At 70.1% G+C, this 26874-nt stretch carries 29 protein-coding genes and 1 pseudogene; 12 read left to right on the plus strand and 18 right to left on the minus strand.

The window, feature by feature from the left end:
- Positions 1-567 precede the first annotated feature (567 nt).
- The 8 genes from EF903_RS05290 to EF903_RS05325 form a co-directional block, all read right to left on the minus strand.
- A complete protein-coding gene (locus EF903_RS05290) occupies positions 568-1971 on the minus strand; it encodes an ERF family protein (RefSeq protein ID WP_185902526.1) in 1404 nt (467 codons plus the stop codon).
- A gap of 127 nt (positions 1972-2098) precedes the next feature.
- The gene (locus EF903_RS05295) at positions 2099-2536 is read right to left on the minus strand and encodes a hypothetical protein (protein ID WP_125541420.1); all 438 of its coding nucleotides are present in this window, start codon (positions 2534-2536) and stop codon (positions 2099-2101) included.
- Positions 2537-2627: 91 nt separating this feature from the next.
- Complete coding sequence (locus EF903_RS05300; RefSeq protein ID WP_125541421.1) at positions 2628-3842, minus strand: MAP7 domain-containing protein; 1215 nt, start codon at positions 3840-3842, stop codon at positions 2628-2630.
- Between the two features lie 138 nt (positions 3843-3980).
- Complete coding sequence (locus EF903_RS05305) at positions 3981-4790, minus strand: ATP-binding protein (protein ID WP_185902527.1); 810 nt, start codon at positions 4788-4790, stop codon at positions 3981-3983.
- A gap of 28 nt (positions 4791-4818) precedes the next feature.
- Complete coding sequence (locus EF903_RS35010; protein ID WP_260614840.1) at positions 4819-5796, minus strand: hypothetical protein; 978 nt, start codon at positions 5794-5796, stop codon at positions 4819-4821.
- Positions 5793-6107: a hypothetical protein gene (locus EF903_RS05315; RefSeq protein ID WP_125541423.1), complete on the minus strand. Its 315-nt coding sequence runs from the start codon at positions 6105-6107 to the stop codon at positions 5793-5795. Before EF903_RS05315 ends, EF903_RS35010 begins: the two co-directional genes overlap by 4 nt.
- Before the next feature lie 65 nt (positions 6108-6172).
- Positions 6173-6478 (minus strand): WhiB family transcriptional regulator, encoded by a 306-nt coding sequence (locus tag EF903_RS05320; RefSeq protein ID WP_125541424.1) that lies wholly within the window; start codon positions 6476-6478, stop codon positions 6173-6175.
- Positions 6475-7044, minus strand: a complete 570-nt coding sequence (locus EF903_RS05325; protein ID WP_125541425.1) for a hypothetical protein — start codon at positions 7042-7044, stop codon at positions 6475-6477. Before EF903_RS05325 ends, EF903_RS05320 begins: the two co-directional genes overlap by 4 nt.
- Before the next feature lie 456 nt (positions 7045-7500).
- Here EF903_RS05325 and EF903_RS05330 point away from each other — a divergent pair, with 456 nt between their 5' ends.
- The 4 genes and pseudogenes from EF903_RS05330 to EF903_RS36045 all read left to right on the plus strand — a co-directional run.
- Entirely contained in the window at positions 7501-8133 is a 633-nt protein-coding gene (locus tag EF903_RS05330) for a ParB N-terminal domain-containing protein (RefSeq protein WP_125541426.1), read from the plus strand.
- 27 nt (positions 8134-8160) lie between these two features.
- Positions 8161-8763, plus strand: coding sequence for a hypothetical protein (locus EF903_RS05335; protein ID WP_125541427.1), 603 nt, complete (start codon positions 8161-8163; stop codon positions 8761-8763).
- A gap of 43 nt (positions 8764-8806) precedes the next feature.
- Complete coding sequence (locus EF903_RS05340; protein WP_260614843.1) at positions 8807-9763, plus strand: peptidoglycan-binding protein; 957 nt, start codon at positions 8807-8809, stop codon at positions 9761-9763.
- A gap of 48 nt (positions 9764-9811) precedes the next feature.
- A pseudogene (locus EF903_RS36045) lies at positions 9812-10402 on the plus strand (single-stranded DNA-binding protein); the annotation flags it as partial.
- Positions 10403-11908: 1506 nt separating this feature from the next.
- Here EF903_RS36045 and EF903_RS05355 read toward each other — a convergent pair.
- Both EF903_RS05355 and EF903_RS05360 read right to left on the minus strand, forming a co-directional pair.
- Complete coding sequence (locus EF903_RS05355) at positions 11909-12289, minus strand: hypothetical protein (RefSeq protein WP_125541429.1); 381 nt, start codon at positions 12287-12289, stop codon at positions 11909-11911.
- Positions 12270-12983, minus strand: a complete 714-nt coding sequence (locus EF903_RS05360) for an RNA polymerase sigma factor (RefSeq protein ID WP_125541430.1) — start codon at positions 12981-12983, stop codon at positions 12270-12272. Before EF903_RS05360 ends, EF903_RS05355 begins: the two co-directional genes overlap by 20 nt.
- A gap of 305 nt (positions 12984-13288) precedes the next feature.
- Here EF903_RS05360 and EF903_RS05365 point away from each other — a divergent pair, with 305 nt between their 5' ends.
- The 4 genes from EF903_RS05365 (at position 13289) to EF903_RS35015 (ending at position 16678) form a co-directional block, all read left to right on the plus strand.
- Positions 13289-13615 carry a hypothetical protein gene (locus EF903_RS05365; protein ID WP_125541431.1) on the plus strand — a complete coding sequence of 109 codons (327 nt, stop codon included), beginning with the start codon at positions 13289-13291 and terminating at the stop codon, positions 13613-13615.
- Positions 13612-13992 carry a hypothetical protein gene (locus EF903_RS05370; RefSeq protein ID WP_125541432.1) on the plus strand — a complete coding sequence of 127 codons (381 nt, stop codon included), beginning with the start codon at positions 13612-13614 and terminating at the stop codon, positions 13990-13992. Before EF903_RS05365 ends, EF903_RS05370 begins: the two co-directional genes overlap by 4 nt.
- A gap of 97 nt (positions 13993-14089) precedes the next feature.
- Positions 14090-14632 carry a hypothetical protein gene (locus EF903_RS05375; RefSeq protein ID WP_125541433.1) on the plus strand — a complete coding sequence of 181 codons (543 nt, stop codon included), beginning with the start codon at positions 14090-14092 and terminating at the stop codon, positions 14630-14632.
- A gap of 828 nt (positions 14633-15460) precedes the next feature.
- The gene (locus EF903_RS35015) at positions 15461-16678 is read left to right on the plus strand and encodes a hypothetical protein (protein ID WP_260614844.1); all 1218 of its coding nucleotides are present in this window, start codon (positions 15461-15463) and stop codon (positions 16676-16678) included.
- A gap of 33 nt (positions 16679-16711) precedes the next feature.
- On the opposite strand, the gene EF903_RS05385 is transcribed toward EF903_RS35015, so the two are convergent.
- Positions 16712-17218, minus strand: a complete 507-nt coding sequence (locus EF903_RS05385) for a hypothetical protein (protein ID WP_125541434.1) — start codon at positions 17216-17218, stop codon at positions 16712-16714.
- 220 nt (positions 17219-17438) lie between these two features.
- Between EF903_RS05385 and EF903_RS05390 the strand changes: the two genes are divergently transcribed.
- Genes EF903_RS05390 through EF903_RS05400 form a run of 4 tightly spaced genes read left to right on the plus strand, consistent with a single transcriptional unit; the run spans position 17439 to position 21320 of the window.
- On the plus strand, positions 17439-17915 hold the full coding sequence (locus EF903_RS05390) for a hypothetical protein (RefSeq protein ID WP_260614846.1): 477 nt from the start codon (positions 17439-17441) through the stop codon (positions 17913-17915).
- Positions 17916-17961: 46 nt separating this feature from the next.
- Positions 17962-18507 carry a hypothetical protein gene (locus tag EF903_RS33830; protein ID WP_185902528.1) on the plus strand — a complete coding sequence of 182 codons (546 nt, stop codon included), beginning with the start codon at positions 17962-17964 and terminating at the stop codon, positions 18505-18507.
- 15 nt (positions 18508-18522) lie between these two features.
- The gene (locus EF903_RS05395) at positions 18523-19746 is read left to right on the plus strand and encodes an MAB_1171c family putative transporter (protein ID WP_125541436.1); all 1224 of its coding nucleotides are present in this window, start codon (positions 18523-18525) and stop codon (positions 19744-19746) included.
- The gene (locus tag EF903_RS05400; protein ID WP_185902529.1) at positions 19746-21320 is read left to right on the plus strand and encodes an amidase family protein; all 1575 of its coding nucleotides are present in this window, start codon (positions 19746-19748) and stop codon (positions 21318-21320) included. The genes EF903_RS05395 and EF903_RS05400 overlap by 1 nt, the downstream gene beginning before the upstream one ends.
- A gap of 148 nt (positions 21321-21468) precedes the next feature.
- Here EF903_RS05400 and EF903_RS05405 read toward each other — a convergent pair whose 3' ends face one another.
- The 7 genes from EF903_RS05405 to EF903_RS05435 all read right to left on the minus strand — a co-directional run bounded on the left by EF903_RS05405 (position 21469) and on the right by EF903_RS05435 (position 26855).
- Complete coding sequence (locus tag EF903_RS05405) at positions 21469-21780, minus strand: hypothetical protein (protein WP_125541438.1); 312 nt, start codon at positions 21778-21780, stop codon at positions 21469-21471.
- A gap of 254 nt (positions 21781-22034) precedes the next feature.
- A complete protein-coding gene (locus tag EF903_RS05410) occupies positions 22035-22532 on the minus strand; it encodes a hypothetical protein (protein WP_125541439.1) in 498 nt (165 codons plus the stop codon).
- A complete protein-coding gene (locus tag EF903_RS05415) occupies positions 22529-22825 on the minus strand; it encodes a hypothetical protein (RefSeq protein ID WP_125541440.1) in 297 nt (98 codons plus the stop codon). The genes EF903_RS05410 and EF903_RS05415 overlap by 4 nt, the downstream gene beginning before the upstream one ends.
- Positions 22822-23616: a hypothetical protein gene (locus EF903_RS05420; protein WP_125541441.1), complete on the minus strand. Its 795-nt coding sequence runs from the start codon at positions 23614-23616 to the stop codon at positions 22822-22824. The genes EF903_RS05415 and EF903_RS05420 overlap by 4 nt, the downstream gene beginning before the upstream one ends.
- A gap of 84 nt (positions 23617-23700) precedes the next feature.
- On the minus strand, positions 23701-24684 hold the full coding sequence (locus tag EF903_RS05425; RefSeq protein WP_125541442.1) for a hypothetical protein: 984 nt from the start codon (positions 24682-24684) through the stop codon (positions 23701-23703).
- Between the two features lie 111 nt (positions 24685-24795).
- Positions 24796-25602: a hypothetical protein gene (locus EF903_RS05430; RefSeq protein ID WP_125541443.1), complete on the minus strand. Its 807-nt coding sequence runs from the start codon at positions 25600-25602 to the stop codon at positions 24796-24798.
- A gap of 155 nt (positions 25603-25757) precedes the next feature.
- Positions 25758-26855, minus strand: a complete 1098-nt coding sequence (locus EF903_RS05435) for a hypothetical protein (protein WP_125541444.1) — start codon at positions 26853-26855, stop codon at positions 25758-25760.
- Positions 26856-26874: the final 19 nt, after the last annotated feature.

Below are 26874 nucleotides of genomic sequence, written 5' to 3' on the forward strand. Positions count from 1 at the left end.
CGGGGGTACGGGGGTACGGGTTCGCTTCGCTCCGTACCAGGGTTCGGGTTCGGGGTGCGCCCGCGTCTGCGCAGGTCAGGCACCCGGGAAGCTGACATCAGCAGGCCATCATTCGCATCCGTCTCAGGGATGTTCCCAGTGGGAACAGGTCACCCGAAGACCGTGCGTCCGTCCTGCGAGCCCCCTGTTCCCACTGGGAACGGTGAGGCCGGAGCGGGCGAACCCCGAACCTCCCGACTCGTGGCTCCCGAACCCCTGGTGTCCGCGAACCCCCGAACCCCGGTGCTGGCGAACCCCCGAACTCGGGGCTGGGCGAACCCCCGAACCCCAGGGACGGGCGCACCCCGAACCCCGAACCCCGAGCCTCGAACCCTCAAACCCCGGGACGGGCGCATCCCCGAACCCGGAGGCGCCGAACCCCGAACCCGAACCCCGTGTTCCTAGTGGGAACAGGGGGTGAAGACCTCCGGCCCGAACCACGGGAGGTGACGTGACGTGACGTGGGAAGGGCCGGTTCGGATGAGGCCGAACTCTCCTCGGTTTCCCGGGAGAGTTCGGCACGTCACGTCACCGCTGGGGATGGAGCACCCCGTGGATGAAGGCCGTGATGTTCCTGGCCGGCACACGATCAGCGAACTTCGCGTAGTCCACTGCCGCCTGCTTCAACCCCTGCTCCACTAGAGCCGCGACGACCTGGGGCCGGTGCCCGCGGATGTGGTCCTGGATCGCCCGTACCCCGGTGACCTGTTCAAGGCTGGTCGCACCCGGCGGGAGAAGGTCTGCGACGAACTCCAAGGTGCCCTGGCCCAACATCTGGGCCTGGAACTCCAGCTCGGCCATCATGTTCTCCCTGGCCCGGTCCGCAGCGTTGTCGGCACGTGCGCGCTGGCTCTCAGCCGGAGGAGCGGCGGGCCTCGACGCCGGGGGTGGCGCTGCCTCCTCAGCCACTTTGGGCGCCCGAGGGGGAGACATCAGGGCCATCGTGATGGCGCTGTTGGCATCGACGGTGCCCCACTCCGTCCGTACGACGGTCTGGGCGAGAGCGGCAGGGCCGTACTGGGCGCGCAGTGCGTTCAACCGCTGCTCCCGGTTCTCGGTGTCCGCCAAGGCCGCTGCCAACTGGCCCTCGATCACGCCCGCGTCCGGTACGACGGACGCGGGGCGCCGGCCCTGGTCCGGCTCCACCTCATGGCCAGGGCCGGGCTGCTGGACGTGAGCGCCCGATGCAGCAGGCGGTGAGGGACGAAGCCACGGATCGTCGTCTGGGTCGTACGGGGTGGGGTACTCGGCGGACATCTGCGCTTGGATGGCCTCCCGTTCCTCGGCCTGACGCGCGTCGCGCTCCCGCTGCTCCCGGATCAGCTTCGCGCCCTGTGCCTCGACTTCCTGTCGGAAGGTCCGCCCCGGGGTATTCGGCATCGGGGCGTCCGCGACCTGCTCGCGAACCGCCCGGTCTCGGAGCTTCCTCAGCTCCTCCGGGTTCTGCCAGACCTCCGGCCGGCGGATCTGGTCGAGGTACCAGTCGAGCGGCCCACGCACAGCAGCAGGGTGGTCGTTGTCGCCGTCGTCGGCGCCGTCCGCGATCTCGAACGCCTGGATGTAGGCGTACTTCTTCGCGGCCGTCATGGCCTTGTTGCTGGCCTTGTCCGAGACGTCGGCGCCTTCCCCGATCACGAGGATGGGGGGCATGGTGTCACCGCCGGGGCCTCGGAAGGTGTACTCGACCTCGATGATCGCGACGTTGACCTTGCCCCGGGTGAAGTGCTCGTGGCTGATCACCCTCGGCAGCATGCGCAGCCCGTACTTGGCCATCGGCTTTCGCGCCGCGGCGACGATGTCTTCCTGCGCTCGGAAGGTGTAGCCCTGGTCTCTGTTGCGGCCGTTCTTGCCGACGGGCCCGATCTCCCGCATGACTTCGATCATGGCCTCATCGACTGTGAGAAGAGGCGCCTCGGTGGTCGTTTCGGCCATGTGTGACCGTTCCTCCTGGCTGTGGTGGAGCGTTGTGCGCCCTCGGCTTGCTCGTACCGGGGGCATGGTGCGCCAGCGGACGGCCTTAAGACCTTCCGTGGACGTGGTTTACAGTTTACCAGGTTGGCTAGTTTTTGGGGTGAGTGAAGAGGCTCGAAACCGGCGCTGTGGCCACGGGGTCAAGGAGATCCACAGCCTGGACCCGGTACCACTCGTCCAGGGCCTCGGCTTCGGCGAGGCTTCGCTGCTCGGCTTCCGGGTCCTGGGCGGTTCGGTCGGCCCACTGCTGCGTGCCGACCTCGAACTGGGCGCGGACGGCCTCCTCGTCGCGCCCGAGCCCCGCCGCGATCACCGACCACGGCGTGCCCTGGAGGACTTCCGCGCGCACGGTCCAGTTGAGCTGCTGGAGACTGAGGAGTCTCAGCCGACGGGCCTCCTGGATGCGTTCGATCGCGGGAGCGTCGCTGGACGTGCCCCCCACGATGCCGCGGGCGAAGTCGGCGACCTCGCGGGCGTGGCCGGCGGCAATCAGCCGGGCCTGGGCGGCTTGCTGGGTGCGGTCCATGCGGTGGGGTCCGTTCGAGGTCGGCCGTTGAAGACGACGGCGGGCGCCCCGAGAATACGAGGCGCCCGCCGGGGCAGAGCTGTAGCGGCGCTCAGCCGACGCCGAGCAGTTCTCGGGACTTCTCCGTCTGCGCGGCCGTCTGGGCGTCGTACCACTCCTCGAACTTCGGCATGACGTTGGTCCGGCCCGCCGCGTCCGAGCGTCCGAGCCGGCGGCCGAGGTTGCTGCCGCAGAACGCGCCGCCGGGCTGGAAGAGGGGGTTGTCGCGCTTCCAGTTCTCGGCGGTGTTCGCGTCGCGGGCCTCCTTGTACAGCTTGAACAGGGCCTGCTCCGCTTCGGACTGGGTCATCCCGGCGAACTCCTGCGACATCACCACCGGCTCGACGGTCTTGGACGGCTTCGCCGTCACCCTCGCCGTGACCGTGGGCTGGGGGCGGGCCTGCGCGGGCGAGACGCCGGCAAGCTGCCTCCCCGCGGCAGCCTCCAGGGCCTGCTTCTCGCGGCGCTCCCGCTCCTCCCGGTCCTCAATCCGGCGGCGCTCGGCCAGCTCGCGCTGAGCCCGCTCGCGTTCCACAAGAAGGGCGTGGTCCCGGGCCGCCGCTTCCTCCTCAAGGCGAAGGCGCGCCTGCTGCTCCTCGCGCCTCGTGCGCTCCTGCTCCAGGGCCAGTTGGTGCTCGCGCTCCGACCGGAGGCGGGCTTCCTCCTGCTCGGCCTTCTCCTTCTCCAGGCGCAGCGCGTGCTCGCGGGCCTCGCGCTCAGCCTGTTCCTGGGCCGCGTTCGCCTTCTCCTGCTCCTCCCGGAGTCGCTTCGCCTGGGCTTCGCGTGCTTGGCGCTCGCGCTCCGCGGCTTCGGCCTGCTCGTTCGAGATGCGGGCGAGGGCGGTGCTGATGGCGCGGCGGTAGGCGAGGCCGGCCTCGGCGGTGACGATCAGCAGGAGAGGGGCAACGGAGTGCACGGCCACCCCAACCCAGTCGCGGTGAAGTGCGGAGTTCCCCACGTTGAGGGCGAGCGTCATGATGCCGGTCATCCAGCGGAGGATGAGCGGCCACGCACCGCCCTCTCCACCGAGCCGCACGATCACCGCGTCCAGACGGACGACGATGATGACCGCGGAGTCCACGACGAGGGCCAGGATGGGCGCCGTCCACTCCCAGCCGTGGGGTGTGACGCTCAAGACGAGGGGCGTCACGGTGAGCACGCTGAAGAGCATCGCGCCGAAGGTGATCGCCCAGGTTCCGGCCATGAGGGTGCGTTCCGCTGAGCGGATCTCCCCTTCCGACAGCGTGGCGAAGCGCGCAGTAGACATGGGTGGGGCCACAGGTGTCCTCCAGGAGCGTTGGCCTGATGCGCTCTTGCTCATGAGCGCCCGGTCGCCGCACAGCCTAGATCACGTGTGGCCCCTCAGTGGTGATCGTTCTCCCCTACATGGTCAACATGAGGCGGTTTACCACCTTTGGGGCTTTCTACGGTCGTCGCCGACCATCCGCAGGACGGTCGCACGGTTGCCGACCCGCGAGGCCAGGCGCTCGCCGAGGACGGCCTCGACCTGACCGAAGTTCAGGTTGGTGGTGAACAGCGTGGCCCGGCCGGAGTTGATCCGCGCGGTGATCAGGTTCGACGTGTGCGTGCGGACGTGGTTGGTGGCGTACTCGTCCATCTCGTTGCACAGGTCGTCCACGATCAGCAGGTCGCACCGCTCGTAGCGCTCCCGGACCTGGGTGACCGTCAGCCCTGCGGGGGCACTGTCCGGGCGGAGCCAGGCCAGGTACATCGAGTGGGAGACGAAGCGGGCCATCAGGCCGCACTCGACCGCGAAGGCGCCGGCCGCGGCGGCGGCCACCGTCTTGCCCGCCCCGACGCCGCCCGCCGCGATCAGGTGCCGGATGTTCGGGCGCAGCTCGTGCCGGTCTTCCGCGGGCAGCTTGGCCTGCTCGCGGTTGTGACGGCGCGTGGCGGCGAGCTGCCCCACGAACTTCCGCAGGTGCTCGGGGTACTGGTGCTCGTCCAGCGAGTCCAGGGTGTACCGCGCGTAGTCGGCGTGGCCGGACAACCGCAGCGAGTTCACCCACGCCTCCCGGAACACCTGCTGCTGGTACGCCTCGGTGTTGTCAGGGCGGTCCTGGGTCATGGCGGCCTTGGCCGGGTCCAGGCCGCGCTGCCGAAGGATGGCCGCGATCTTGTCGATCGGACCGGCAGCGAGCATCGGTTCGCGGCTCGGGCTCGGCAGCACGGGGGCAGGCAGGGCGAGGGACATCTCGTCGGTCCTCCTCTCTGGGGGTTGCTCAGGCAGCGTCATCGGCTTCGACGCCGAACACGTCGAGGTCAGGAGCGGAGGGCGTCTCGTCTTCCGCTGGCGGGTCGGCCTTCCACTGGTCGTTCTTGAAGATCGGCTGTGCACCGCGCCGGCCCGTCGCCTTGGTCTGCACGCCGTCCTGCCGTCCGAGAGCGGCGTCGAACTGCTGGGCGGAGGGCACCCAGAGCTTCATTTCTTCCAGGGCGTCGAGGATCTGGCGCGGGTCGTAGTTGACGGCCAAGGCGCCGCGGATCATGCCGCGCAGGGCGAGGAACTTCCGGGAGCGCTGTTGCGGGGTGCCGGTGAGCCGCGACATCTGCTTGGCCTCGACGTGGGCGGGGGCGCGCTCGTCCCACCAGATCTGCGCACCCTTCTGGGCCCGCTGGTCCAGCAGGACCTCCGCCTCCGTCCGTTCCTTCTTCGCGGTGGCCTTCTTGGCCGGGGCCTTCTTCGCGGTCGCCTTCTTGGCGGTCGACGGCTTCGGCGTGTCCGTGTCGTCGGGAGCTGGAGCAGGCGCCACAGCCTTGCGGGGGCGGCCAGGCGTCCGGGCCGGGCCTGCGGCGGCCAGGGCCTGGCGCTTGCGCCGGTACCACTCGGCCACGGTGGTCGCGCCCTTGAAGCCGTGGGGCGGAGTCTGGTGGACGATGTACTTCTTGCCCGCGGCGCCGTTGGGCCGCGTGAACGCCTCGGTGTCGATCGCACCGACCGCTTCCAGTTGCTGGATGTACTTGTCCGGCGACTGTTCCCGGCTCCAGCCCAGCATCTCCGCGATGGTGGATCGGGTCGGCCACACGACGTCGTCCTGCCGGGACTGGTTGACGTGCATGGCGAGGACGTCGTAGACCGCCTTGGCCTGCGGATCGAGGGCTTCGTGCAGGGTGATCCAGTGCGGGACCATCGTGTACGGGGCCTTGCGGCCGGCTACGACTTCGTACTGCTCATCGAGGTCTGCGAGGTCGTGCTTCACTGCGTGCCCCCTTCCGCGGCCAGGGGCAGGCGGTACTCGACGTACTGCCTGTCGCCACGCCGGCGGCGGGTGAGCACCCGGCGGTCGAGCAGGCCGGCCGCCACGAGCTGGCCGGCCGCGATCCGGGCCTGGTGGTGGGTGAGGGCGCCGGTCTTGGCCAGGTCACCACAGCGGTGCCAGTCGCGTACGTCTATGTCGTCTCGGCGCAGGTGCCGGACGAAGAGGCTGTGCGTCGCCTCGCTGATGTCGCCTTCGGCGCGGTGGTCGGTCGCCTGGTCGATCAGCGTCAGACGGGTGTCGCTGGGGATCACAAGGGGTCCTTGCATGAGGTGCCGAGCCCCCGCCGCAGCGGGGGTGGGCAGGTGCGTGCTGTCGATCAGGCGGCGGCGGGTATGCGCCGGTCGGCGCGCGGGCGGGGCCCGTAGTACGAGCGGTCCGCCGTGCCGAGCTTCCGTTCCTTGACCAGGGCCCGGCGGTCGTCCTCGGACAAGCCGCCGAAGACGCCGTAGTCGCAGCGGCTGGCCGGGGCCAACGCCCAGTTCAGGCACTCCGCCTGGAAGGAGCAACGGCCGCAGGTGGTCGTGGCGATCTTGAGGCCGAGGGCGTCGGACGGGGCCGGGAACATGACCTCGGGGTCGATCCGCGAGCACGGGGCGTCGAGCATGAACAGGGGGGTGCTCATCGGCCCGCCTCCAGGCTCTGGAGGAAGTCGCCGGCGGTCAGCTCGGGGAGGTTCGCCAACATCGGCTCGATGAAGCCGAGAAGGGCGTCCAGCGCCTCCACCCCGGCCGCGTCCCAGTGGGGGCTGACCTTGAGGGTCTCGCCGCCCGGGTCGTAGCCGATGCCCTGGACCACTTCGCCGGTCTCCGGGTCGATGACCGTACCGGTCGCGGGGTCGTAGTGCAGACGGGCCAGCAGGCGCTTGAGGAAGGCCGGGCGGATGACGTAGTCGAGCTCGTCGCGCTCCTCCGCGTAGTCGAAGACCGCGCGCTCGTCCTCCACGTAGAAGCTGGGCTTCGACAGGCTGCGGGAGAACGTGCCGACCGGGACGGCCCTGCCGTCGGGCCCGCCGACGGGCATCTCCGCGGTGGTGCTGCGCAGCCCACGCGTGTTCTTGATGTGCTCGGAGTTCGCCTTGATGAGCGGGTCGCAGATGGCGGCGACTCGATTCTTCACGCGGTAGGCCACAGCCGCCCTCAGCGCAAGGTCGCCGTGGTCTACGGCGGGTGCGCCCTTTTCGTCGGACATCGCGTTGGTACCTCTCTGGTTCGCCGGTTGCTCGTCCCGGCTTTGGAGCGTTGGGGGTCTGCTGCCGGTGACCTTCCGCCGCTATGGACGGAGTGAGGGCCGAATTCGTTACACCAGACCTGGTGCGGCTGCTTGCTCGTACAGCCACAACTCGAAACTGTACACCATGTCCACGTCGTGAACGAGGGCCACGCCCGGGACTTAACCCGTATGCCAGTGGCGTCCTTCGCGCGGCCCGGACGGCAACCGGCGGAACGCGCACCCGTCGAACTTCCCTGCCGAGCCCCGGCGCCGCCCCGTCCGGACACGTGGGGCGGCGCCGGTCGAAGAGCGGCCGGAAGATCCGGCCATGACGGCATGTCCCGGTAGCGAGCCGGGGCGCCGCGGTTGAAGTCCGCGGGCTCGCTGATCCGCCGGCCGCTCTTCCCATCCGGCCCGGTGCGCGACAGGAGCACCGTGACCGGCCTTCAAGCCCCCCGCTACATCACCTACATCCCGCTCACCGACCTGCCGCCCGACCCGGTCAACCCCAAGAAGCACGAGGTCGAACGGCTCATCGCCTCGATCGAGACCCACGGCTTCATCGAGACCATCGTGGTCGACGAGCGGACCGGCCTGACGATCGCCGGCCACGGCCGCCGCAAGGCCCTGATCGAGATGCAGACCCGCGGCGAGCCGATCCCCCACGGTCTCCTCGTGGACGATGACGGAGGGTGGCTCGTCCCGGTCACCCGCGGATGGGCCTCAACGAGCGACCGCCAGGCGCACGCGGTCCTCATCCTGCTCAATCGCTTGTCCGAGGCTGGTGGCTGGGACGCCGGCCCCCTGGCCGAGATCCTCGAAGATCTCGTCACCTCCGACACGGAGCTGTTCGACTCGCTCGGATTCGCCGATGACGAGATGGAGGCGCTGCTCAGGCAGGTGGACCCCGAAGGACTACCTCAAGGCCCGGACGGGGCCGACAGCCCCGAGCGCGAGGACCGACTCGGTGACGGGTTCCAGGAGGGGTACGGCGACAGCGGCGACAACGAGCGGGCCTCGACCGTCTGCTGCCCGGCCTGCGGGCATCTGTTCAGCCCGGGACGCTAACCGTCCGGTCGCCCTACGGTCCCCGCCATGCCCCGCCGCAAAGTCCGCCGCTCAGACGCCCCCTCGCGCGCCCGGCTGCTCACGCCGGACGTCGAGGCGCGCCTGATCGACGCCAGTCGCGCCGGGCTGGCCGTGGACCTGGCCGCAGTCAACGCCGGCGTCAGCCGTGCCACGTTCCTCAGGTGGATGGCGTACGGACGCACCGAAGCCGTGGACCGCGCGGCCGGCAAGGAGGCGGACCCTGAGCTCGACAGGTTCGTTGAGTTCTTCGAGAAGGTCGAACGAGCCCGTGCCGCGGCTGCCCTGGCCGCCGCTCTCGACATCCGGCGGGCAGCGCGCGGCGGCATCGTCACCACCCACCGAACCTTCGACCCGCACTCCGGCAAGGTGCTGGAAGAGACGGTCACCACGCCCCCGGACTGGAGGGCAGCCGCCTGGTATCTCGAACGGCAGCACCGGCGCCAGTACGGCAAGGAAGACCACCTGGAGGTAGAGCTGACCGGCGCGGCCGGAGGCCCCGTCGCCGTCGAGCACACCGGCCCGGCCGCCGACCTCGCCACCCGCCTCGCGGAGACGCTCCACGCCCTCCAGTACCCCGACGAGGACGACCAGGTGCCCGACGCCGAATGAGCCCGGGACGCTAGCTGACTCAAACCCTCACGGTGCTCCCTCCTTGCTCATCAGCACCGGAGGGACCACCTTGACCGTCAACTACTACCCGGGCGCCAGCCGGGCCTACGACTACGCGGGCCGGTACGAAGGCGACCTGATCGACCCGAACGCCGGCGTCATCCACACCACGGAGGGCACTAGCCTTCCGGACTACGACGGCGGCGCCAGCGCTCCGAACATCACCGCGAAGCCGAACTTCGCGAACAAGCGCCTCGACTTCTACCAGCACTACCCGTTCAACCGGTCCGCGCGAGCCCTGGTGAACGCGGCCGGCGGCGTTGAGACGAACACTCTGAACGTCATCCAGATCGAGCTGGTCGGCACCTGCGACCCGAAGCACGCGAACAGCTGGAACGGCGCAGAGGCCGGGGTGGACTACATCTACTGGCCCGACGCCCCGGAGTGGGCTCTCGACAGCCTCGCGGCCTTCATGGCGTGGCAGTTCAAGAACAACGGCATCCCGCTGTCGGGGCCGGGCACCTGGCTGCCCTACCCGTCCTCGTACGGCGCCACCAAGGCCCGCATGAGCTTCGCCACCTGGAACGCCTTCAAGGGCTGGTGCGGCCACCAGCACGTTCCGGAAAACCACCACGGCGACCCGGGCAACATCGCCTTCGACACCCTGCTCTCCATGGCCCGGGAGAAGGTCGGCGGCGGCACCGGCGACGGATCGGGCGGGGGCGGTGGTGGCGGTGGTGGCGGCGACAAGCCGAAGCCGATCCCGCCGTTCCCCGGCCGCGACAAGTTCGGCCCCGGCAAGAGCAACGGCCACATCACGCTGCTCGGCCAGCAGCTCGTCCGCAAGGGGTTCGGCCGGCACTACACCAGCGGGCCGGGCCCGACGTGGTCGGACGCCGACCGGAAGAACTGCCGCGACTTCCAGCTCTCCCGCGCGGAGCTCCGCGGGGACGCCGACGGGCTGCCCGGCCCGCTGACGTGGAAGCTGCTCTTCTCCTGACCACCCGTGGCTCGCGCGACCGCGGGCCCCGTACTCGAAAGGCTCTCCGTGGCAGGCGAGACCGTCATCACCGTCGTCGGCAACCTGGTCGATGACCCGGAGCTGCGCTTCACCCCATCCGGGGCGGCCGTCGCGAAGTTCCGCATCGCGTCCACCCCGCGCACCTTCGACCGCCAGACCAACGAGTGGAAGGACGGCGAGAGCCTGTTCCTGTCCTGCCAGGTATGGCGGCAGGCCGCGGAGAACGTGGCCGAGTCGCTTCAGCGCGGCATGCGGGTGATCGCCCAGGGACGCCTCAAGCAGCGCGTCTACGACGACAGAGAGGGGGTGAAGCGCACGGTCTTCGAGCTGGACGTGGACGAGGTCGGCCCCGCCCTGTCCAGGGCCACGGCGAAGGTGACGAAGGTGTCCGGGCAGCGTGCGGCGACGCCGTCGCCCGGGGCTGCTGACCCGTGGGCCGCCGGCGGTCAGCAGCAGCCGCCGTTCTAGGCCGCCTCAGCACTTGGCAGGGCGGCCAGGGACGGCCCATCGCTCTCCGGCTCCTCCTCTACGGGAGGGGCCGGAGGCGTTTCCGGCTGGGGTGTGACGGTCTGCTCTGGGCCCGGCTCGGGCGTGCGCGGTTCTTCCGGTCCCGGCTTCGTGTCCAGGTCCGGCGTGGTCGGCAGCTCCGGCTCGGGCTTGGCCTCGGGCGTGCCCGGGTCCTTCGGCTCCGGCTCCGGCTCGGGCTTGGCCTCGGGCGTGCCCGGGTCCTTCGGCTCCGGCTCCGGCTCCGGCGTGGTGGGCTGCTCCGGCTCCGGGTCCGGCTTCACCTCGGGGTTGGGCTCCGGGGTCCGCGTCGTCGGGCCACCGGGGGTCTCCGGCGCCGGAGGCGTCACTTCGGGCTTCGGGGTGGGTACTTCCGCGGGCGGCGGGGTCGTGGCGGGGAACACCACCTCGGGGGGAGCCGGACGGAGGGCCGCGTCCCCTGTGTGGACGGGCTCCGTGACCGAGTCCTTGCCCTCATGGTGGGTGGCGTCGAGGACGATCGCGACTGCGTCGTTGGGGCCTGACGGCACGATCCCGCTCGGGCTGCTCTGCGCATAGCCGAGGACGAGCTCCACCGCTCGGAGGAGCTGAACGGAGCCGGTGTCGTCCGTCCGGACAGCGTGGCGAACCGATTCTTCCGTGACGCCGAGGGTGCCGAACGCCAGGAAGGCAAGGCGGTCAGGAAGGGCTGCGGGGCTGAACACCACCGGTCGGGGGCCGCCCATGAGGGCGGCGTGCCGGGCCTTCCTGGTCTCGGTCGCGTCCTGGACGAGGGACTGCTCCCACGCGCCAAGCCGCTTCTCGTCGGTGCCCCACAGAACGACGCGGCCGTGCCGCCTGATGTTCCGGTAAAGGTTCTGGTTGCCCTCTTCGGCGCTCCAGGCCGCCGCCGCCTCCTCGTCCGGGAAAATACGGAAACCGATCTTCTCGAAGTCGTAGGAGAAGGTGAAGGCGCTGCTGGTGCCGACCGACGCCTCGCTCAACATGACCTTGCCGTCCGCGTCTACGCACTTGGCCTCGTACGGACCCATGGGATCGCAGGTCATGCGCCCGCCCTCGGCGATCTTCTTGAACTCCGGGTCCTTGTAGGTACCCGCGAGCGCCTTGTCCTCTTGGTTGGCCGACGGCCCCGGCGGCAGCACGGAGGTAGCGGGGCCCGTTCCAGAGGGCTGAAGCAGCTGCGCGACCATCACGCCGCCAGCGACGGCGGGAACGGCGACCGCCGCTATTCGGGCCCACCGTGAAACGCGAAGTCGGCGGTGCGTACCCGTGGCCTGTACTGGGTTCGGAGCGACAACGCCGGCGGCCGGAGCGGCTTCGAAGCGGGGAACGTTCTGGTCGCTGCCCAGGCGCTCGTTCATCTCGATGATGTTCGGGCAGTGCGTGCGGACGAGGTCCTGGACGCGAGGGAGGGTCATCTCCGGGCAGACCCGAAGGATGCCCTTGACCGCGGACTCGAACGACTGGCCGGGTCGGATGAACAGGTAGGTGACACCTTCGTTGTTGTTGGTGAAGGTGATCGCGTCCGCGCCCATGTCCTCTTCGAGGATGCGCAGCTCGTTGGTCTGGGTCACGGGGTGCCTGTGCTGGTTCAGAGGTGACGTGCCGCGCGGAGGCGGGTCACTGGTTGCGGTCCGGCGCGTTCTGGGTGAACCGGGCGGCGAGCTTCGCGGCGATCTCTTCGAGCCGGTCGTCGCCGATCGCCTCGATGTCGGCCACGCGGATCTCCAGGCCGGTGCCGGCCTGTGCGACGCGGGCGTGGACGCCGGGGTCCGTGAGATCTTCGGTGGGGTCCGCGTGAAGGGTGCGACCGCGACGGTCGGCCTCGCGCATCATGGCGTCGAAGGCCCTCCGCCTGCCGCTCTCGCTGATGGGGCTGCGCGGCCTCAAGGCAGAGGCGGCCATGACCATGCCCGCTATGGCGGGGTCCTCTGGTGCCGCGTCGCCCGACAGGCAGCGGTCCAGCTGCTCTGCGACGGCGCTATCCCATCGACCCAGCATCGTGTCTCTCCCTCAGCATCACCGGCGCTGTGGCCATTACATCCTGTTGCCGCTGCGCGTCGGAAGCGGACAACAGGTACGTTGCCAGGTTGCTGTCACTCTCGGGCATCAGCTTCCGGAGCTTGGCCAGCGCTCGGCATTGCAATACCCGAATGGTACCCACTGGTTTGCCCATGATCTCCGACGTCTCGGAAGTTGAGTACCCGGCGGTAATCCGAAGTGCGAGGACCATGTGCTGGTCGCTGGGGAGTTTGTCCAGCTTGCCCCTGATGGCCCGCCGGAGCTCGCTCCACTCGGCGATCTCGGCCGGTCCCATCTCGGCGCTTGGGGCTTCGAGGTGCCAGAAATCACCCGTCGGCTGTTCGAATCCACGGTTCTTCATCGGGCGGAAGTAGTCGTTGTAGACGTTCCGCGCGATCGTCCAGATCCACGCGAAGATGCCGCCGCCGGTGTAGCCGTCGATCTTCTGGACGACCTTGACGAAGACCTCTTGGGCCAAGTCCTCGGCCGTGGCCGGGTCCTGGATGCGGGCCTGCATGAAGCGCACGACCGGCTCGTACATCTCGGCGAACAGCTCCGCGAGAGCGTCCTTGTTGGTCGGGTCCTTCGCGGCCAGAGCAGCAGCAGCTTCCAACGGATGCCCGAACTCGCCGTGGAACGGCGGCGTCTCGCTCGCGCTGGGCGTCTGGGGCATACCGTATCGCTCCGGTCTTGATCGGCCTCTGGAACGCCATCTTCCGACAGTCGCGATCAAGCGCGCCACAACGAATTCGCACGAAGGATCGAAAACAATTCGAGTGGGGCAAATAGGAGCTTTCAAGCGGGATCTTATGGTTGATCACGGTTCTAGCGAGGACAACTTGGGGCGAACCGGCCGCATCAGCACCCTGAAGGTGGAGCCGAGGGAACCGCCTCGTTACCGAACAGTTACGTACGACACCCCGTCATCCCTGCACTCCTGACCGAAAAACGACCGGTCATGCATCCCGGTGACGAAGTGTGGGCATCTGGACGTGGTGTGCACTATGGTGGCTGGGCAACCCAAGCCGGGATGAGCAACCGGCGCAAACCAACGCAAAGGGGGTGGCGGCGATGCAGCATGCCCGCCTGGCAGACCAGATCAACCGGATGCCGTTCGAAACCTGGCTGTGCGCCAGCCAGAGCGCGGAGCAGATCGGCGTCCCGGACGCGGAAGCTGAGCGCGTCCTCCGCGCCGGCCGCCGCAGCGGGATGCTGACGGTGCGCCGGGAGGACGGGACCGTGAAGTTCATGCGCGTGCGCCGGCGCCCGCGGGCAACGACCCGCAGCTCCAAGAAGCGCACATGACGGCGGCTCCGAGCAGCGACCTCGACGTCGACCTGATCGCGCTGTACCTCTCCGGCTGGTGGCGAGAGGCACTCGATCCCCTCTTCCACGAGGAGGTCGAGGATCAGATCTTCCAGGCCCGAGAGACCTTCGCTCGGCGGACGATGAGCACCGACGACGCCCTCCGGGCCTCCTTCGCCGACCTGGCCAGGGATCGGGGCATCGACGGAAACCGGCTGGAAGTCGCCCGCGGAGCGCTGTCTCGCTTCCGGTTCGGCCTGCTGCCGAGCGACCCGGATCACCCCGACGCCTTCGTCGGCTTCGACAGCTTCGGCCTGCCGCTGACGAACCGGGACCTGACGGAGATCTACTACACCGAGCTGCCAGATGGTTCCTGACCAGGTACAACCCCAATCGGGGCCCGCGAGTCAAGACCAGCGGAACACCGACAGGCGGTCGACCACTTGCCTGCCGGTTCGACTCAAGGGGGACGGGATGACGGAGACGAAGCCGATCACGGCGTGGCGGTCCCGTACGCTCGCCAGCCTGCGCCTCGCTCGCGAGTACGGCCAGGCGGAGGCGGAGCAGCAGATCACCGACGAGCTGATCGCGGTTCACGCGGCGCTCGGCGAACGGCGTGTCGGCACCCGTGAGGAACAGACGACGTACCTCCTCGCCCGCAGCACGGGAACTCCGGTGCCCGAGCTCCAGGAGGTCGGGATCGACACGAACACCTGGCCGACTCCCGCGCACGTACCCGCGGTTGCCGAACCGCGGCGGCCCGCCGCCGACATCGAGCAGCGCATCACGAATCTGTTCGAGCTGGCCGGCCCCGCTGTCGGCCTGCCGGTCGGCCCGCGGTACGAGGCCCGGTACCGGCCGCAGGACGGCCAGCTCTTCAAGGGCGCACCACTGCCCTGGGCGATCTGGGATACCCGTGAGCAGTTCCCGGTGGCCTACCACGGCGACCAGGAGTTGGCGGAGTACCAGGCCGCCATCGCATCCGAGGCGTACGACACGCGAAAACGGTCGACGTGACGGCGCGTCACTGCTCCTGCGGCGCGCCCGTGAAGATGCACCCGCAGGGGGGACTTGACGGTCTAGGCTGTCCCCCACAGTTACTGTCCCGATCATGGGTGTAGGCCATCGGCCGCCTGGGGCAACGACGAACACAAGACCATAAGAACCAGAGAAGCCCCGCCGCTTCCATCGCGAGGGTTTGGACGCCGATTCGCAACGGAAGCACCCGGCGGGGCACTCGGGAGACCAACATGGAGATCGGTCTCGATGAGCACCAATGTACCCGTCCTGCGGCGGGAACACGCAACAACAGTTAGGCCCACCGGGCGGCGCGTCGTGCGCCGGCTTCCGGTGGGCCTAGGTGCGTTCGTTGGTGGTCTTGCTGTGTCCCCCTCGACGGAGGTCTGCCTTACGCATCTGTCGGTCGTGGCATCCCGTCTGTCCGTCTCTCCCCCTGTGGAGGTCCTGGTGACCTAGTCCCTGCACGGAGGTCCGGTGACGTTGGTCCCATGTGGCGTGGGCCCTTCTGATCCAGTCCTCCAGGCCGTCCGCTCGATGTGGCGTCGAGTGTTCGACCAGTTCGTTACTCGGGCCTTGGCATAGGCCCGTTGGCTCCCCGCACCTATGTGCGGTTTCACCCGGTTCATCCCTGAACCCCCGTTACCGAGGGCCCTTTTGTGCGCTCGGAGGCACCAAGAGCACGGAGTCATGATGCCCCATGTCCCTGCGCGCGGCCAGTCCATCCCGCCGACGCGCCGACAAATCCCTATCGCCGGTGAATCGTCGCCGGATCGTCGCCGCATCGTCCAGGACGACGGCTCCCTCACGAAGGGGCTGTCCACCCGGATGCGCGACCTGCTCCTCGAAGGCGACGTCGACCGCCGGTACGCCGGCGGGAACGACTCGGACGAGGGGTACAAGCTGACGATGGCGCTGGCCGTCGGCGCCTCCCAGCCTGGCCGGGCCTGGGCCCCCGCAGACTTCCACCGCGCGCTCATCTACAGCCCCACCGCTGGGGGGAAGTGGGCTCGGCGGCTGAGGGCCCGCAAGGGCACCGAGTACGCCGAGGGCAAGCTGACCGCGATGCTCGACAAGGCGCGGGCCCTCGTGGCGACCCGACCCGCGATCACGTGCCGGCAGAGTGCCTGGGAGGCCATCGACGTAGTCCGCCAGGCGGTCGAGCGCTCGGCCTGGCCAGCCCGCGGCGGCGGCGACACCGACCTGAAGAATCTGACCGTCCGCCTGGCCCGTTGCGAGAAGGCCGGTGGGTTGGAGCACGACTTCTCCGTACGCACGCTCGCCGAGGAGATGGGCTGCGCGAAGGACACCGCCGCCCGCAGCAACGACCGGCTGAAGGAGGCCGGCTGGCTCGGGCTGGTCTCGTCTGGGGCAGGGACGGACCACAGCTCGCGCTGGGTGCTTCGCTGCCCGGAGGGGGTAGAGGACAACGGTGCAGGACCAGGACACCCAGCATCCGCAGAGACCAGGGGGGGCAGGAGCCCTGTCCCAGTGGTGCACACGGACAGTCGGGGCCTGGAGAAGCTGGTGGGGCATGACGCCTTCCACCGGTACGGCCACGGGACCAGCGGAGCCCGGTTGCTGACGTTGCTGGATGTCGCTGAGGGGAAGGACGCCAAGGAGCTGACCGCAGCCACGGGTCTTCACCGCACTACGGTCTCCAGGCGGCTCGGCCTGCTCGTGGACGACGGCTTCGTGGTCGAGCTGGAAGGGCTCTTCTACCTGGCGCCGCACGTTGCTGGACCCGCCGGTGTGGAGAGGAACCAGGAGGCCCTGGAGAAGGCTGCGGAGAGGCGCGGGACGTGGGGCGCCGGGGCGCGCCGGAAGGCCCGTCACCAAGGGGAACGGCTCATGTACCGCGTCTGGATGCGTCTGGTGGCTCTGGCTCGTGGTCGGCGCCATGACCAGACGCGCCTTCGGCTGGTCCCTGAAGGCGTGGTTGACCCGGTAACGGGTGAGCTCACGGATCGGGACTGGGAGGGCTGGGACATCGAGGACCCGTACAGGCCGGTTCCGTTGCCGGCGTGGGCGGCACAGGCGTCGTGACGGCGGGGTGTTCCCACCGGGAACACCTGAGGATCAGACTCGGCGGACCGCGGCCCAGGTGTGGTAGTCGCCCGAAACGATGTGGGTGCCGTAGTCGTCGGCGATCGTCTTGACGAGGTTCAGGCCGATGGTGGTCTCGTCCGCGCGGGTCGGCAGGGCTTCCTGGTGTTCGACCGTGACGAAGACGTGCTCGCTGTCGGAGCCGAGTTCGCAGACGAGGTAGGACCCGCTGGTGCGGGTGTAGGCGACCGCGACCAGTTCAGCCAGGCAGGTCTCGACGCGCCTGGTGGTGCGCTCGGCGTTCTCGCTGGCGCCGAGGAGGAGCTTGAGCACGCTGCGCGCGACGGTACGGGCGCTGAGTGCGGCGTCGCCGGAGGCGGGTACCGAGAAGCGGCTGCTGTGGGTGACGGTGACGCCAGTCGGCAGCGCGGGCTTCTCCGGGAGCAGGGCAGGCCGCTGCTGAGGGAGAGGCAGGAAGGTCAGCGTGTCTTCCGCATCCCATGCGCTGTGCGGAACCGACGGCTCCGATGAACTGGTCACTCTGTGTTGTTCCATCCCGTCCGCAGGCGAATTTGGCCGTGGCGAAGGATGGCAGCCGAGATCGGCGCTCACGTGCCCCCGCACACGATGCGTAAACAATAGTTCGTCTCTAGTCCCGAACGTAGGCAGATGCCTGTGGCATAGTCAACTATTGTTTAGACCACCAAGGAGACAACGCACAGTGCCTCAAGGACATGCCCGCGAGAGGGGATCGGTCCCCGTGCCGGGCCCCGGGTCCTCGTTTGCCGACCGGTTGAACTACCTCTTCGACGTGCTTCGTCCACCGCAGCCGGCACCAGACGCCGACCAGGAGCCGGAGCAGAAGGCGAACCCGAAGACGGGCGAGTTCAGCCACGCCTACGTCGCGAAGACGATCTCCGAGTACGGCATGGGTACGCTCAGCGAGGCTTACATCGGCCAACTGCGGAAGAAGGACGAGAAGAACCCGAGCATCCGGGTGGCTCGCCTCTTCGCGCGCTTCTTCGGGGTGCCGGCCGCCTTCTTCGCCGAGGACGACGGCACCGTCGCGATCGTGGAGCAGTTCCAGTTGGTCCAAGCGCTCAAGGAGAAGGGCGTGCAGAACCTGGCCATGCGTGCGGTCGGCCTCTCCCCGGCCAGTACGGACGCCCTGCTCAAGATGGCCGAGGCGGCCCGGCAGATGGAGGGCCTGCCCTCCGAGCCGCAGATCCTGTCTTGATACTGGTCTTGGCCGACCTCTGCTCGTGAACTTGGAAGGACACCGCATGTGGCGCCGCAAGCGCAACCGGGCCGCTGCCGCGGACCTGCGGCGCTCCCGTGCGGAGATGCACCAGCGCAGCCGCGACTTCATCGACGGACTTGGACTGCCTCCGGTCAGCAGCGTCCGTGAGCTGGTCCCGTTCGTGGAGACCTACACCGGGCGCCCCATCGTCCTCATGCCCGTGGCCGGTGACGAGATCCCGCACCTCGACGCCTCCGCGCCGTGCGGACTGTGGCTCGCCACTGAGACGACGGACTACATCTTCTACGACGAGACGACCAGCCGGGCCCACGCCGACGGGATCATCGGCCACGAGCTCGGCCACCGCCTCCGCGGCCACGAGGGTGCCGGGGGACTCGTGGGCACCCTCGGCGGACTCGTCCCCGACCTCAACCCCGAGGTCATCGCGATGCTTCTGGCTCGTACCCGCTACGCCGAGCCGGAGGAGCGCGAGGCCGAGACCCTCGGTTCGCTCCTCCTGAAGCACGTCAACTCCCGCCCCGGCCCATCCGACGGCGACGACCCGATCGCACGCACGCTGCTGCGCTGAACGAGTAGGACCCCCTTGAAAGACATCCTCCACCCCCTGTGCCTGATCATCGCGGCCACGGGGTTCCTCTTCCTGCTCCGGGACCTGAAGAAGGACCGTCGCGACAGAGCCCTCGTGGCGCTCGCTTCCGCGTTCCTCGCCTCGGCGCTCAGCTTCGCCATCTCCCTGACCCCCGTGTGGCTTCGGATCGACGGCCTCTTCGGCGTCACCAACATCGCGGTGCCCCTGGCGCAGTCCTGCGTGATCATCGTGCTGGTCTCCCAGGCCATCGTGCTCGCCCACTGGGCACACCCACCCGACAAGGCACGACACCGCACACGAGTCCTCCTCCTGGGCGCCGCCACCGTCATAGCCGGGCTCGCCGTGCTGTTCACGCTGCTCACTCCGGCCGTTCAGCGCCCGGTCGGCTTCTCCCTGTACTACGCCCATGACCCCATCTACAAGGCGTACCTGACCCTCTACATCGGCACGTACACCTTCGCGGAGCTCTACCTGGCCCGGCTGTGCTTCAAGCACGCCAAGTCCTCGGCCAACAAGTGGATCGCCGCCGGCCTGCGCACCACGGCCGTCGGCGCCATCGTCACCCTCGGCTACAGCGCCATCCGCATCGGTGGCATCTATGGCGACCTCGTCGGCCTCGACGTGCGCGGCCTCGAATCCACGGCCTGGGTCTGCGGCGACATCGGCGCCACCCTCACGCAGGTCGGCTTCTTCCTGCCCGTCATCGTCTCCCGCATCACCAGCGCCAAGGACTGGACCCGCGGCCACTACCAGTACGCCCGGCTGCGGAAGCTGTGGGAGGCCATGGACCACGCCGACCCCAGCATCGTCCTGGAGCAGCCCGACCCGCAGCTCAGCGAGCTGGCCCGCCTCCGCAGCGCCGACTACGCGCTGATCCGCCGTCGGACCGAGATCCGTGACGGCCAGCACTTCCTGCGCAGCTACCTCGCGGCCGGCGCCCGCACGGAAGCCGAAGCACGGCGCCGCGGTGAAGGACTCGCCGGCCTCGAACTGACCGCGGCCATCACCGCCGACCAGATCCGGCACGCGATCGTCCTGCGGCAGCAGGACAAGCCCGTTGCGGCACCGTCCGACTACGCGGACGCGCAGCTCGATCTGACCACGGTCGAGGACGAAGTCAAACACCTCCTGCGTGTCGCTTCGTACTTCTCTGCGCCGCCGCCGGAGACTCCTCCCGCACTTCCCACCCCGAGCACCACTTCTGGAGTACGTACGTGATGTCCCGCCGCACCGTCCTCGCCGCCTCCGCGGCCGTCGCCGGCGCCCTCGGCCTGACCCGCCCGGCCGCCGCGGCCGAGGGCGAAAGCCTCGCCGCCGCAGTCCCCGCTAGCGCCCTGCACCTCGCCCCCGCTCACCAGCAGCTCGCCGCCCTGCGCAACCGCCAGATATCGAGCCGCGCCCTGCTCGACAAGCTCTTGGCCCACCACGCCAAGACCAACCCGGCCCTCAACGCCGTGGTCACCCTGGACACGGACGGCGCCCGCGCTGCCGCGGACAGGGCCGACCAGCACCTGGCGCAGACCGGCCGCCCCCTCGGCCCCCTCCACGGCCTGCCCATCACGGTCAAGGACGCCCTCGAAGTCAAGGGGATGCGCACCACCAGCGGCTCCCCGGACCTCACCAACCACGTCCCGGAAACCGACGCAGACGTGGTGGCGCTCCTGCGCGCCGCCGGCGCCATCATCATCGGCAAGACCAACGTGCCGACCATGTGCCAGGACATCCAGACCAGCAACCCGATCTTCGGCAAGACGAAGAACCCCTTCGCGGACGACCGCACCGCAGGCGGATCGTCGGGCGGCCCGGCCGCAGCCGTCGCCGCCGGCCTCACCTCGCTCGAAGTCGGTTCCGACCTCGCTGGTTCGCTCCGGCTCCCCGCCGCATATTGCGGCGTCTACGCCCTGCGCACCTCCCGCGGCGCCATCCCGATCGTGCCCACCCGCGGCCACATCCCCCGCCCGCCCGGCTGGGCGACCAGCAGCGACATGCTCACCCTCGGCCCGATCGCCCGAACGGCCAACGACCTCGACGTCCTCCTGGGCGTGCTCGCCGCACCGGCCCCGGCCGACGCCGCAGCCTGGCGGATCAACCTCCCCGCCGCGACGAAGACGTGCCTCACCCAGTACCGCGTCGGTGTCTGGGCCGATGACGACTACTGCCGGGTGGACACCGCCACCCGCGGGCTCCTGGACCAGGTCGTCAACGCCGTCCGGCAGGCCGGCGCCCAGGTCGATGACTCCACCAGGCCAACGGACTTCGCCGAGAGCGACAAGCTGTTCCAGCGCCTGATGTACGCCACAGCGAGCGCCACCGCCCCGGACGCCGCGTTCGCCGCCGACATCGAGGCCGCCGACAAGATCCCGGCAGGCGACCCGAGCGGCCTGTACCTGCACTCGCGGACGATGCGTCACCGCGACTGGCTCCAGGCCGACGAGGCCCGCCAGAAGCTCCGCGCACAGTGGGCGTCCTACTTCACCGAACACGACATCCTGATCACGCCGGCCGCGCCGACTGCCGCCGTGCTCGACCAGACGGCCGTCCCGGTGCCGCAGCGCTTCATCACGGTCGACGGGGCGAAGCGCGGGTACTTCGAGCAGACGGCCTGGATCACCCTCGCCAGCCCCGTGGGTCTGCCCTCCCTCGTCATGCCGGTCGGCAAGACCGCCGAGGGCCTGCCGATGTCGATCCAGATCCTCGGCCCCTACCTCTCCGAGCGGACGCTCATCGCTGTGGCGAAGCTCCTCGCGCCGGTTCTGCCTACGGCGCCGAAGGCCCCGGCGCTCGCAGGGTGAGCAGGCGCCGCTAGTACAGGTGGCCCGGCCCCCACGGGGGTGAGGTCGGGCCACCAGCACGACGAGGGGCCCCAGGGTTCACACGAACCCTGGGGCCCCTCGTCTGCATTCCGCCGGGCGGCGGGCAGCATCGGCTCTCAGATCGTACTCACGCCGGCGACGTTGGCCCGTCGCCGCTGCGCTTCTGGGCGGCACGAGCATGGGCCTCAGCAAGGCGCTCGTCGTCGTACTGCTGCAACACCTCGTGGGCCGCCTCGTCGGCCGGGTCCAGGACGATCCCGACCGTTCCCGGGCCCCGCCCGTATCGGTTGACGCTCCAGTCGACAGACGACACGGTCCACATAGAGTGCGACTCGGAGGGCTTCTCGTACCAGAAGAAGGTGTCGCCCTTCGACGGGACGGCGGGCAGCTGGATGTCCTCGAAGTCCGCGTTGGGGAAGTGCAAGGTGACGGTGATCAAGGCGAGGTCCTCTCGGTGTCGTCGCATTCTCCCGCGACATCGACGGCTTCGGAGACGGAACGGGTATCGAAGTCCGCGGGAGACGTCGAGCCCTTCCGGCTTTCGGCGAGGAGCGCCTTCACGCGGATGCTCGGCGCCCCCGTCGCCGCAGCAATGTCCCGCAGCGTCGTCCGTCGGAGGCTCAAGGCCACGACGGCGCCGGCCCCGGCCTCCTCCATGCCCAGTCAGGTGCTGCTCGCCTCCGCCCGGCTGGATCATCGTGCGGTCTCTCGGCGCGCCCGTCCAGGAGCGGCCGGGAGGTGGATGGGGGGCCCGTCGGCCTTTGCGTGGGGGTGCCGGTCCTGCCACGTCCAGGTGCGGCGGACCAGGCCGCGGCCGGTGGCGAACCGGGCGGTCATTGCCGCGTCCGTCTCGCACACCGAGGGGAGGCCGATCAGCTCTCGGGCGATGTGTTCGGCGAAGTCGTGCCGGACGCTGGCCCGCGGGTCGAGGCCCCGGATGGCCGCCCACGCGGCGCGGTCCACTTCCAGGCGCCAGGCGAGCGCCATGTGCACCCGCCCGGCGCGGACCTGGAGCCGGGTAAGGCCGCCGTCGTACGCCCAGCCCTCCGCCTCGTCCAGGGCCTTGATGTCGGTGACGGACGCGGTGACGTACTCGATCAGCTCCCGCGGGGCCTCGGACACGGCGTAGCCGTTGTCCTCGGCGAAGCTGTCCACTCCGACGTTCCACCACGTCTCCAGGCGGGTGATCACGGCGAATCGCCCGCGTCGCCGTAGCACTCCTCGCAGACGTCGGCGGGCTGCTCGGCGTGGTCCCGGCAGATCGCTCGGACGGTCAGCTCCGCCTCGGGGTCCTCGGTGAAGAGGTCGACGGCCCAGTTCCCGGCCTCGGTAGCGCAGTCGGCAGCGTAGACGAACCCGCCTGCCCCCTCCTCCCAGACGCCGAACTCCGTCCCGCCCCGGCACGGCGGCAGAGGCAGGGCAGCGGTGTGCGCGCCGCGGTGGTCCGCCACACGGTGCACGGCGCACTGCGCCCCCGCGGTCATGCCGCGCTCCGTACGGCGCGGGGGCCGGCGTACCGGTTGCACTCGGGGTCATGCCGCTGGAAGTGGCGTTCCTGGGCGTAGCAGTCGCAGTGACGGGAGACCGGCGCCGTCAGCCAGTCGGCGACCAGCGCCGCCGCGGCGGCGGAGTCAGCAGCGCAGTCGATCGCCGTGTCGCCGTTCCCCGTGATGTAGACCGGATCGCCGACGGGCTCGCCCCGCTCGTCGTGCAGGAGGATGCTCCAGCCCGTGTGCGCGCCCGGCAGATGCCGGAGGGAGCCGTCGCGGTCGGCGAGGGTGAGGAGGCCGTACGCGCCGCGGGAGAACGCCACGGGCACGTCGAATCTGTCGCTGTGCGTGCCGTAGGTGACGGAGAGCCCGTCGCCCGGGGTAATGCCGTACTCGGCGAGCGCGGCGCGGAGTACGGTGCCGGCCGTGACGCCTGGGGCAGCCAGCCACTCGGCCACGGCCTCGGCGCAACGCGCGGCTTCGGCGGCGAAGGGCTGCCACCCGCTCGTGGTGTAGATGGTGGCCTGCCGGTGAAAGTCGATTCCGCCGTCCGGCACCCACTCGGTGGCCTCGAACCACGCGCGGTCGGCGTACGGCTGGTCGGGGTCGAACGACTTGTAGTCGACCAGGATGTGCGCGCCGTCGAGGGCCCGCTCCTCGGGAACGTGCCGGGGGTGCGCGAAGAGGAGCTCCTCCTCGTGGTCGAAGAAGGCGGCGGCGCCTGCGGCGTTCACCGCCGTGACGATCTCGGCGGCGGACGGCGGCATGCTGCTCAAGCTGGACATGGGTGACCTTCGGTGCTGGAACGGTGGGTTCGGGGCCCAGGGCCGCCTGTCCGGTGCCGGGCACGGGCAGGGCGGCGGGCTGGGCTACTGCTGGGAGCGGAGGGTGTCCGAGTGGGCCGCGATGGCGCGGGCGATGTGCGCGCAGTCCTCCGCGAGGGGCGCTCCGGCCGGGGCGGCGTCCAGGGTGGCCACGTAGTCGTCGCCGTCGTAGAGGGAGGCGCCCCACGGCTCGTCGTGGGCAGATGCCGGCCGGTTGGCGCGGTCCCCGGAGGACACGCGGAAGTGCAACCCGGTGCGGGCGTCGTCCTCCGCGGCCCCGGGGGCGATGGGCACGACGAGCCAGGTGAAGCCGCGCTCGTCGTCGTCGTACGCCGCGAAGCCGTAGACAGCGAGGGAGGCGCGCAGGGCCTCGCCCTCGGTGGACGGGGGCGCGATGTCGGTGGGCTCCAGCTCCAACCTGGCCGAGGTGCGCGCCACGAACAGCCGGCCGTGGGCGTCGCGCAGCAGGTGTGTGTGCGGCTGCTCGGCCCAGGCCGCGAGGATGGACCGGGCGCGGGACCGGCGCACGACGCCGTAGTCCGTCCTGCGCCACGGGGCGCCCTGCTCCAACGGGGGGCTGAGCACCGTCACGGTGTAGCCCGCGGCGTTCACCGCGTTGTCCCGGAGGCTGAACGCCTCCGCGCGGCCCGCGTCGGGCCCGGCGGCGTGCGGCCGGTCCAGCCACGCCAGTTCCAGCCGCGCCGACTCGTAGGCGACGCTGGCGGCGGCACTGAGCGCCGCGGCCTCCCGCTGAGCGGCTTCGAGTCCGGCCAGCTCCGCGCCGAGCCGCGAGTGCTCTTCCTGCCTTTCCGGCGCGAAGGGGTACAGGGCGAGGTAGCGGTTCGACCTCTCCACGGCGGTGCGGGTGCGGTCGAGGTGCTGGTTGAGGCGGTGAACGGCCGCGCGGGCATCGTCGTGCTGCTGCCGGGCAGTCTCGACGGCCCTGGTGAGCTGCGAGAGGCGTATGGAGCGCTGCGCCTGGCGACGGCCTGCGGTGGGCAGGTGGGCGAGGACGCTGGGTGTGGTCATGGGGTTCTCCGGACTGGGGCAGGCGGAACCGGACCGGGTACGGCCGGCCGCCGAAGGTCGTGGGTGGGGTGCCCGGCCGCCGCGCACGGGGGTTACGCGGCGGCCGGGGGGTTACAGCGCGGCGATGGCGCGCAGCTGGTTGTCGAGCGAGCCGAACACGGTGACGTTGACGGCCCGGAAGCGGCTGACGAACTGGACCGTCACCACGTCCTCGACGCACAGGGAGACCGTCTGGCGGCCCCACTGTCCGTAGGTGGCGGTGTCGATGGGGCGCAGGCCCGGGGCGGCGTCCTTCATCAGGTTGGCGAAGGAGCCTTCCACCGGCAGGCGGCGGCGGGGGTCGCGGTTGTCGGTGTTGATGGCGCGAAGGACCGTTCGCGCCTGCTCGACCGTGAGGTTGGTGAAGCGCACCACGGACTCGGCGCCGGGGCCGCCGGGAGTGGGGTCGCTGGAGCACGCGGGGCGCGGCTGCGTCCTGTGCTCGGCGCGGGCGCCGTCCGGCAGGCGCCAGGACGTGGAAGCGCGGCCGAAGTCCCAGATGGTCAAGGGCTCGTGCGGGGTGTGTCGCAGGACGGCGTGCACCTTACGGAGGTGGGTACGGGCGATGCACCGTGCGTCGTGGGCCGGGACGATCTTGCTCGCGATGACGTGGGCGAGGGCGGCACCGAAGGCGTCGGCGGTCGGCTCGGCGGGGACGGCGGCGACTTCCAGGCGGGTGCCGTCCGGCAGCAGGCCGACGGTGAACAGGAAGCCGTTCTGCGCACCGAGGACCTCGACGCGGTGGCCGCGGTTGGAGCGCAGGGAGCCGCCGATCTTGCCGTTGTGGGGGTGGTAGGTCTTCCAGCCGGCTCCGAGGCGGGTGCGGGCGGCGTTCAGGACGGCGGAGGCGGTGAAGTCGATGCTCGTGCGGGTGGGCACAGGGGTGCCTTTCGGTTGGGGAGCGTTGGTGTTGGAGCGGCTTGCTCGTGTCGCCCAACAAGAAAAACTGTACACCATGTCCATTCTCGGGGGGTAGGGGGCCGGCACCTTCCGGCCCCACCACCCCCGGGGTGTTCCCAGTGGGAACAGACGGATCAGCCGGCCGCGGGCGGGAACGCGGTCCAGTCGCCCGGCCAGTCCGCCTCCCTGTTGCGGAAGGTCCACCCGGCGTCCCGCAGCACCTCCGGGGCGCGCTTCACGTCGGCCGCCTGGCCCATCGCGCTGATGTGGACCCCGGGGACCGACGGGTCGCCCAGGTCGGCCCCGGACACCATGAACCCGTCCTGCTCGCACATGAAGCCGTGCCCCACCGACTCCCCGTAGACCACAGGCTGTATCCCGCCGTCGATGAGGACCTTGATCGCCGCGTCAACGTCGGGACCACGCTTCCACTCGGCGTCCGGGAAGTACCCGACCGCCGGCGCGGTCGCCTTCGGCACCCACTGGACCCGGTACGTCAGCGGCCAGTGCGCCCGGCCCGGGTAGGCCGTGGCATACGCCACCCGGCGGCCCTCCTGCACGACGTCGTACCCGTCCCGCAGAGCGTTGGCCACGTCGACCAGGGCGTCGAGACGGTCGTGCTGGACGATCCGGCCGTAGTCGTGGCTGTCGTGGACCTCCTGGCGCAGCCACTGGACGCCGTCGCCGAGCAGGTCGTTCGCCCGGTCCAGGTAGGGCAGCAGCCAGGGGGCGACGGCCAGGCGGGCATCGGCCAGCACGTGGTCGTTCTCGAACTCGTGGGCCTCCCCGTGGGCGTCGTGCTCGCTGTCCGACGCCCACACGGGCACGCGGGTCCACGTGTCGAGGACCAACCACGCCTGCATGACGGGGACGTCGCTGCGGACGACCGTGTACCGGGGGCCGCTGGTGTCCGCGGGGCGGTCGTTCACGAAGACCTCCAGCCGGTCCTGGGTCTTCGCCACCGCGTACCCGGCCCGGCGGAGGGCCTGCCGGATGTCGGAGTAGGTGCCCTCGACGCCGAGTTCGGGCCCGTTGCCCCAGTGCGGCTTGGTGCGCTCCCCGCCGTACCAGCGGACGAACATCCGGCGCGGCTCCTGGTGGTCGAGCGACTCGACGCGGAATCCGTCCTGCTGTCCGGGGATGTGCTCGGCGAACTGGTCGGCGAGGAGTGTGGTGATCCGGGCGGCCAGAGCGACGGACCGGGGGGCGCTGACGGGGTTTGTGGTGGTCACGGTTTCTCCTGTGGTCGAA

The organism is Streptomyces sp. WAC05292, from assembly GCF_003949955.1.
Classification (GTDB): domain Bacteria; phylum Actinomycetota; class Actinomycetes; order Streptomycetales; family Streptomycetaceae; genus Streptomyces; species Streptomyces globosus.

Coding starts and splice junctions, on each gene's coding strand:
- EF903_RS05325 (WP_125541425.1), bottom strand. CDS start 7,044: ATGTCCGACGAAAAGGGCGCACCCGCCGTAGACCACGGCGACCTTGCG.
- EF903_RS05360 (WP_125541430.1), bottom strand. CDS start 12,983: ATGCCCCAGACGCCCAGCGCGAGCGAGACGCCGCCGTTCCACGGCGAG.
- EF903_RS05335 (WP_125541427.1), top strand. CDS start 8,161: ATGCCCCGCCGCAAAGTCCGCCGCTCAGACGCCCCCTCGCGCGCCCGG.
- EF903_RS05420 (WP_125541441.1), bottom strand. CDS start 23,616: ATGTCCAGCTTGAGCAGCATGCCGCCGTCCGCCGCCGAGATCGTCACG.
- EF903_RS05320 (WP_125541424.1), bottom strand. CDS start 6,478: ATGAGCACCCCCCTGTTCATGCTCGACGCCCCGTGCTCGCGGATCGAC.
- EF903_RS05355 (WP_125541429.1), bottom strand. CDS start 12,289: ATGCTGGGTCGATGGGATAGCGCCGTCGCAGAGCAGCTGGACCGCTGC.
- EF903_RS05370 (WP_125541432.1), top strand. CDS start 13,612: ATGACGGCGGCTCCGAGCAGCGACCTCGACGTCGACCTGATCGCGCTG.
- EF903_RS05425 (WP_125541442.1), bottom strand. CDS start 24,684: ATGACCACACCCAGCGTCCTCGCCCACCTGCCCACCGCAGGCCGTCGC.
- EF903_RS05375 (WP_125541433.1), top strand. CDS start 14,090: ATGACGGAGACGAAGCCGATCACGGCGTGGCGGTCCCGTACGCTCGCC.
- EF903_RS05300 (WP_125541421.1), bottom strand. CDS start 3,842: ATGTCTACTGCGCGCTTCGCCACGCTGTCGGAAGGGGAGATCCGCTCA.
- EF903_RS05295 (WP_125541420.1), bottom strand. CDS start 2,536: ATGGACCGCACCCAGCAAGCCGCCCAGGCCCGGCTGATTGCCGCCGGC.
- EF903_RS33830 (WP_185902528.1), top strand. CDS start 17,962: ATGTGGCGCCGCAAGCGCAACCGGGCCGCTGCCGCGGACCTGCGGCGC.
- EF903_RS35015 (WP_260614844.1), top strand. CDS start 15,461: ATGCGCGACCTGCTCCTCGAAGGCGACGTCGACCGCCGGTACGCCGGC.
- EF903_RS05290 (WP_185902526.1), bottom strand. CDS start 1,971: ATGGCCGAAACGACCACCGAGGCGCCTCTTCTCACAGTCGATGAGGCC.
- EF903_RS05400 (WP_185902529.1), top strand. CDS start 19,746: ATGTCCCGCCGCACCGTCCTCGCCGCCTCCGCGGCCGTCGCCGGCGCC.
- EF903_RS05415 (WP_125541440.1), bottom strand. CDS start 22,825: ATGACCGCGGGGGCGCAGTGCGCCGTGCACCGTGTGGCGGACCACCGC.
- EF903_RS05305 (WP_185902527.1), bottom strand. CDS start 4,790: ATGTCCCTCGCCCTGCCTGCCCCCGTGCTGCCGAGCCCGAGCCGCGAA.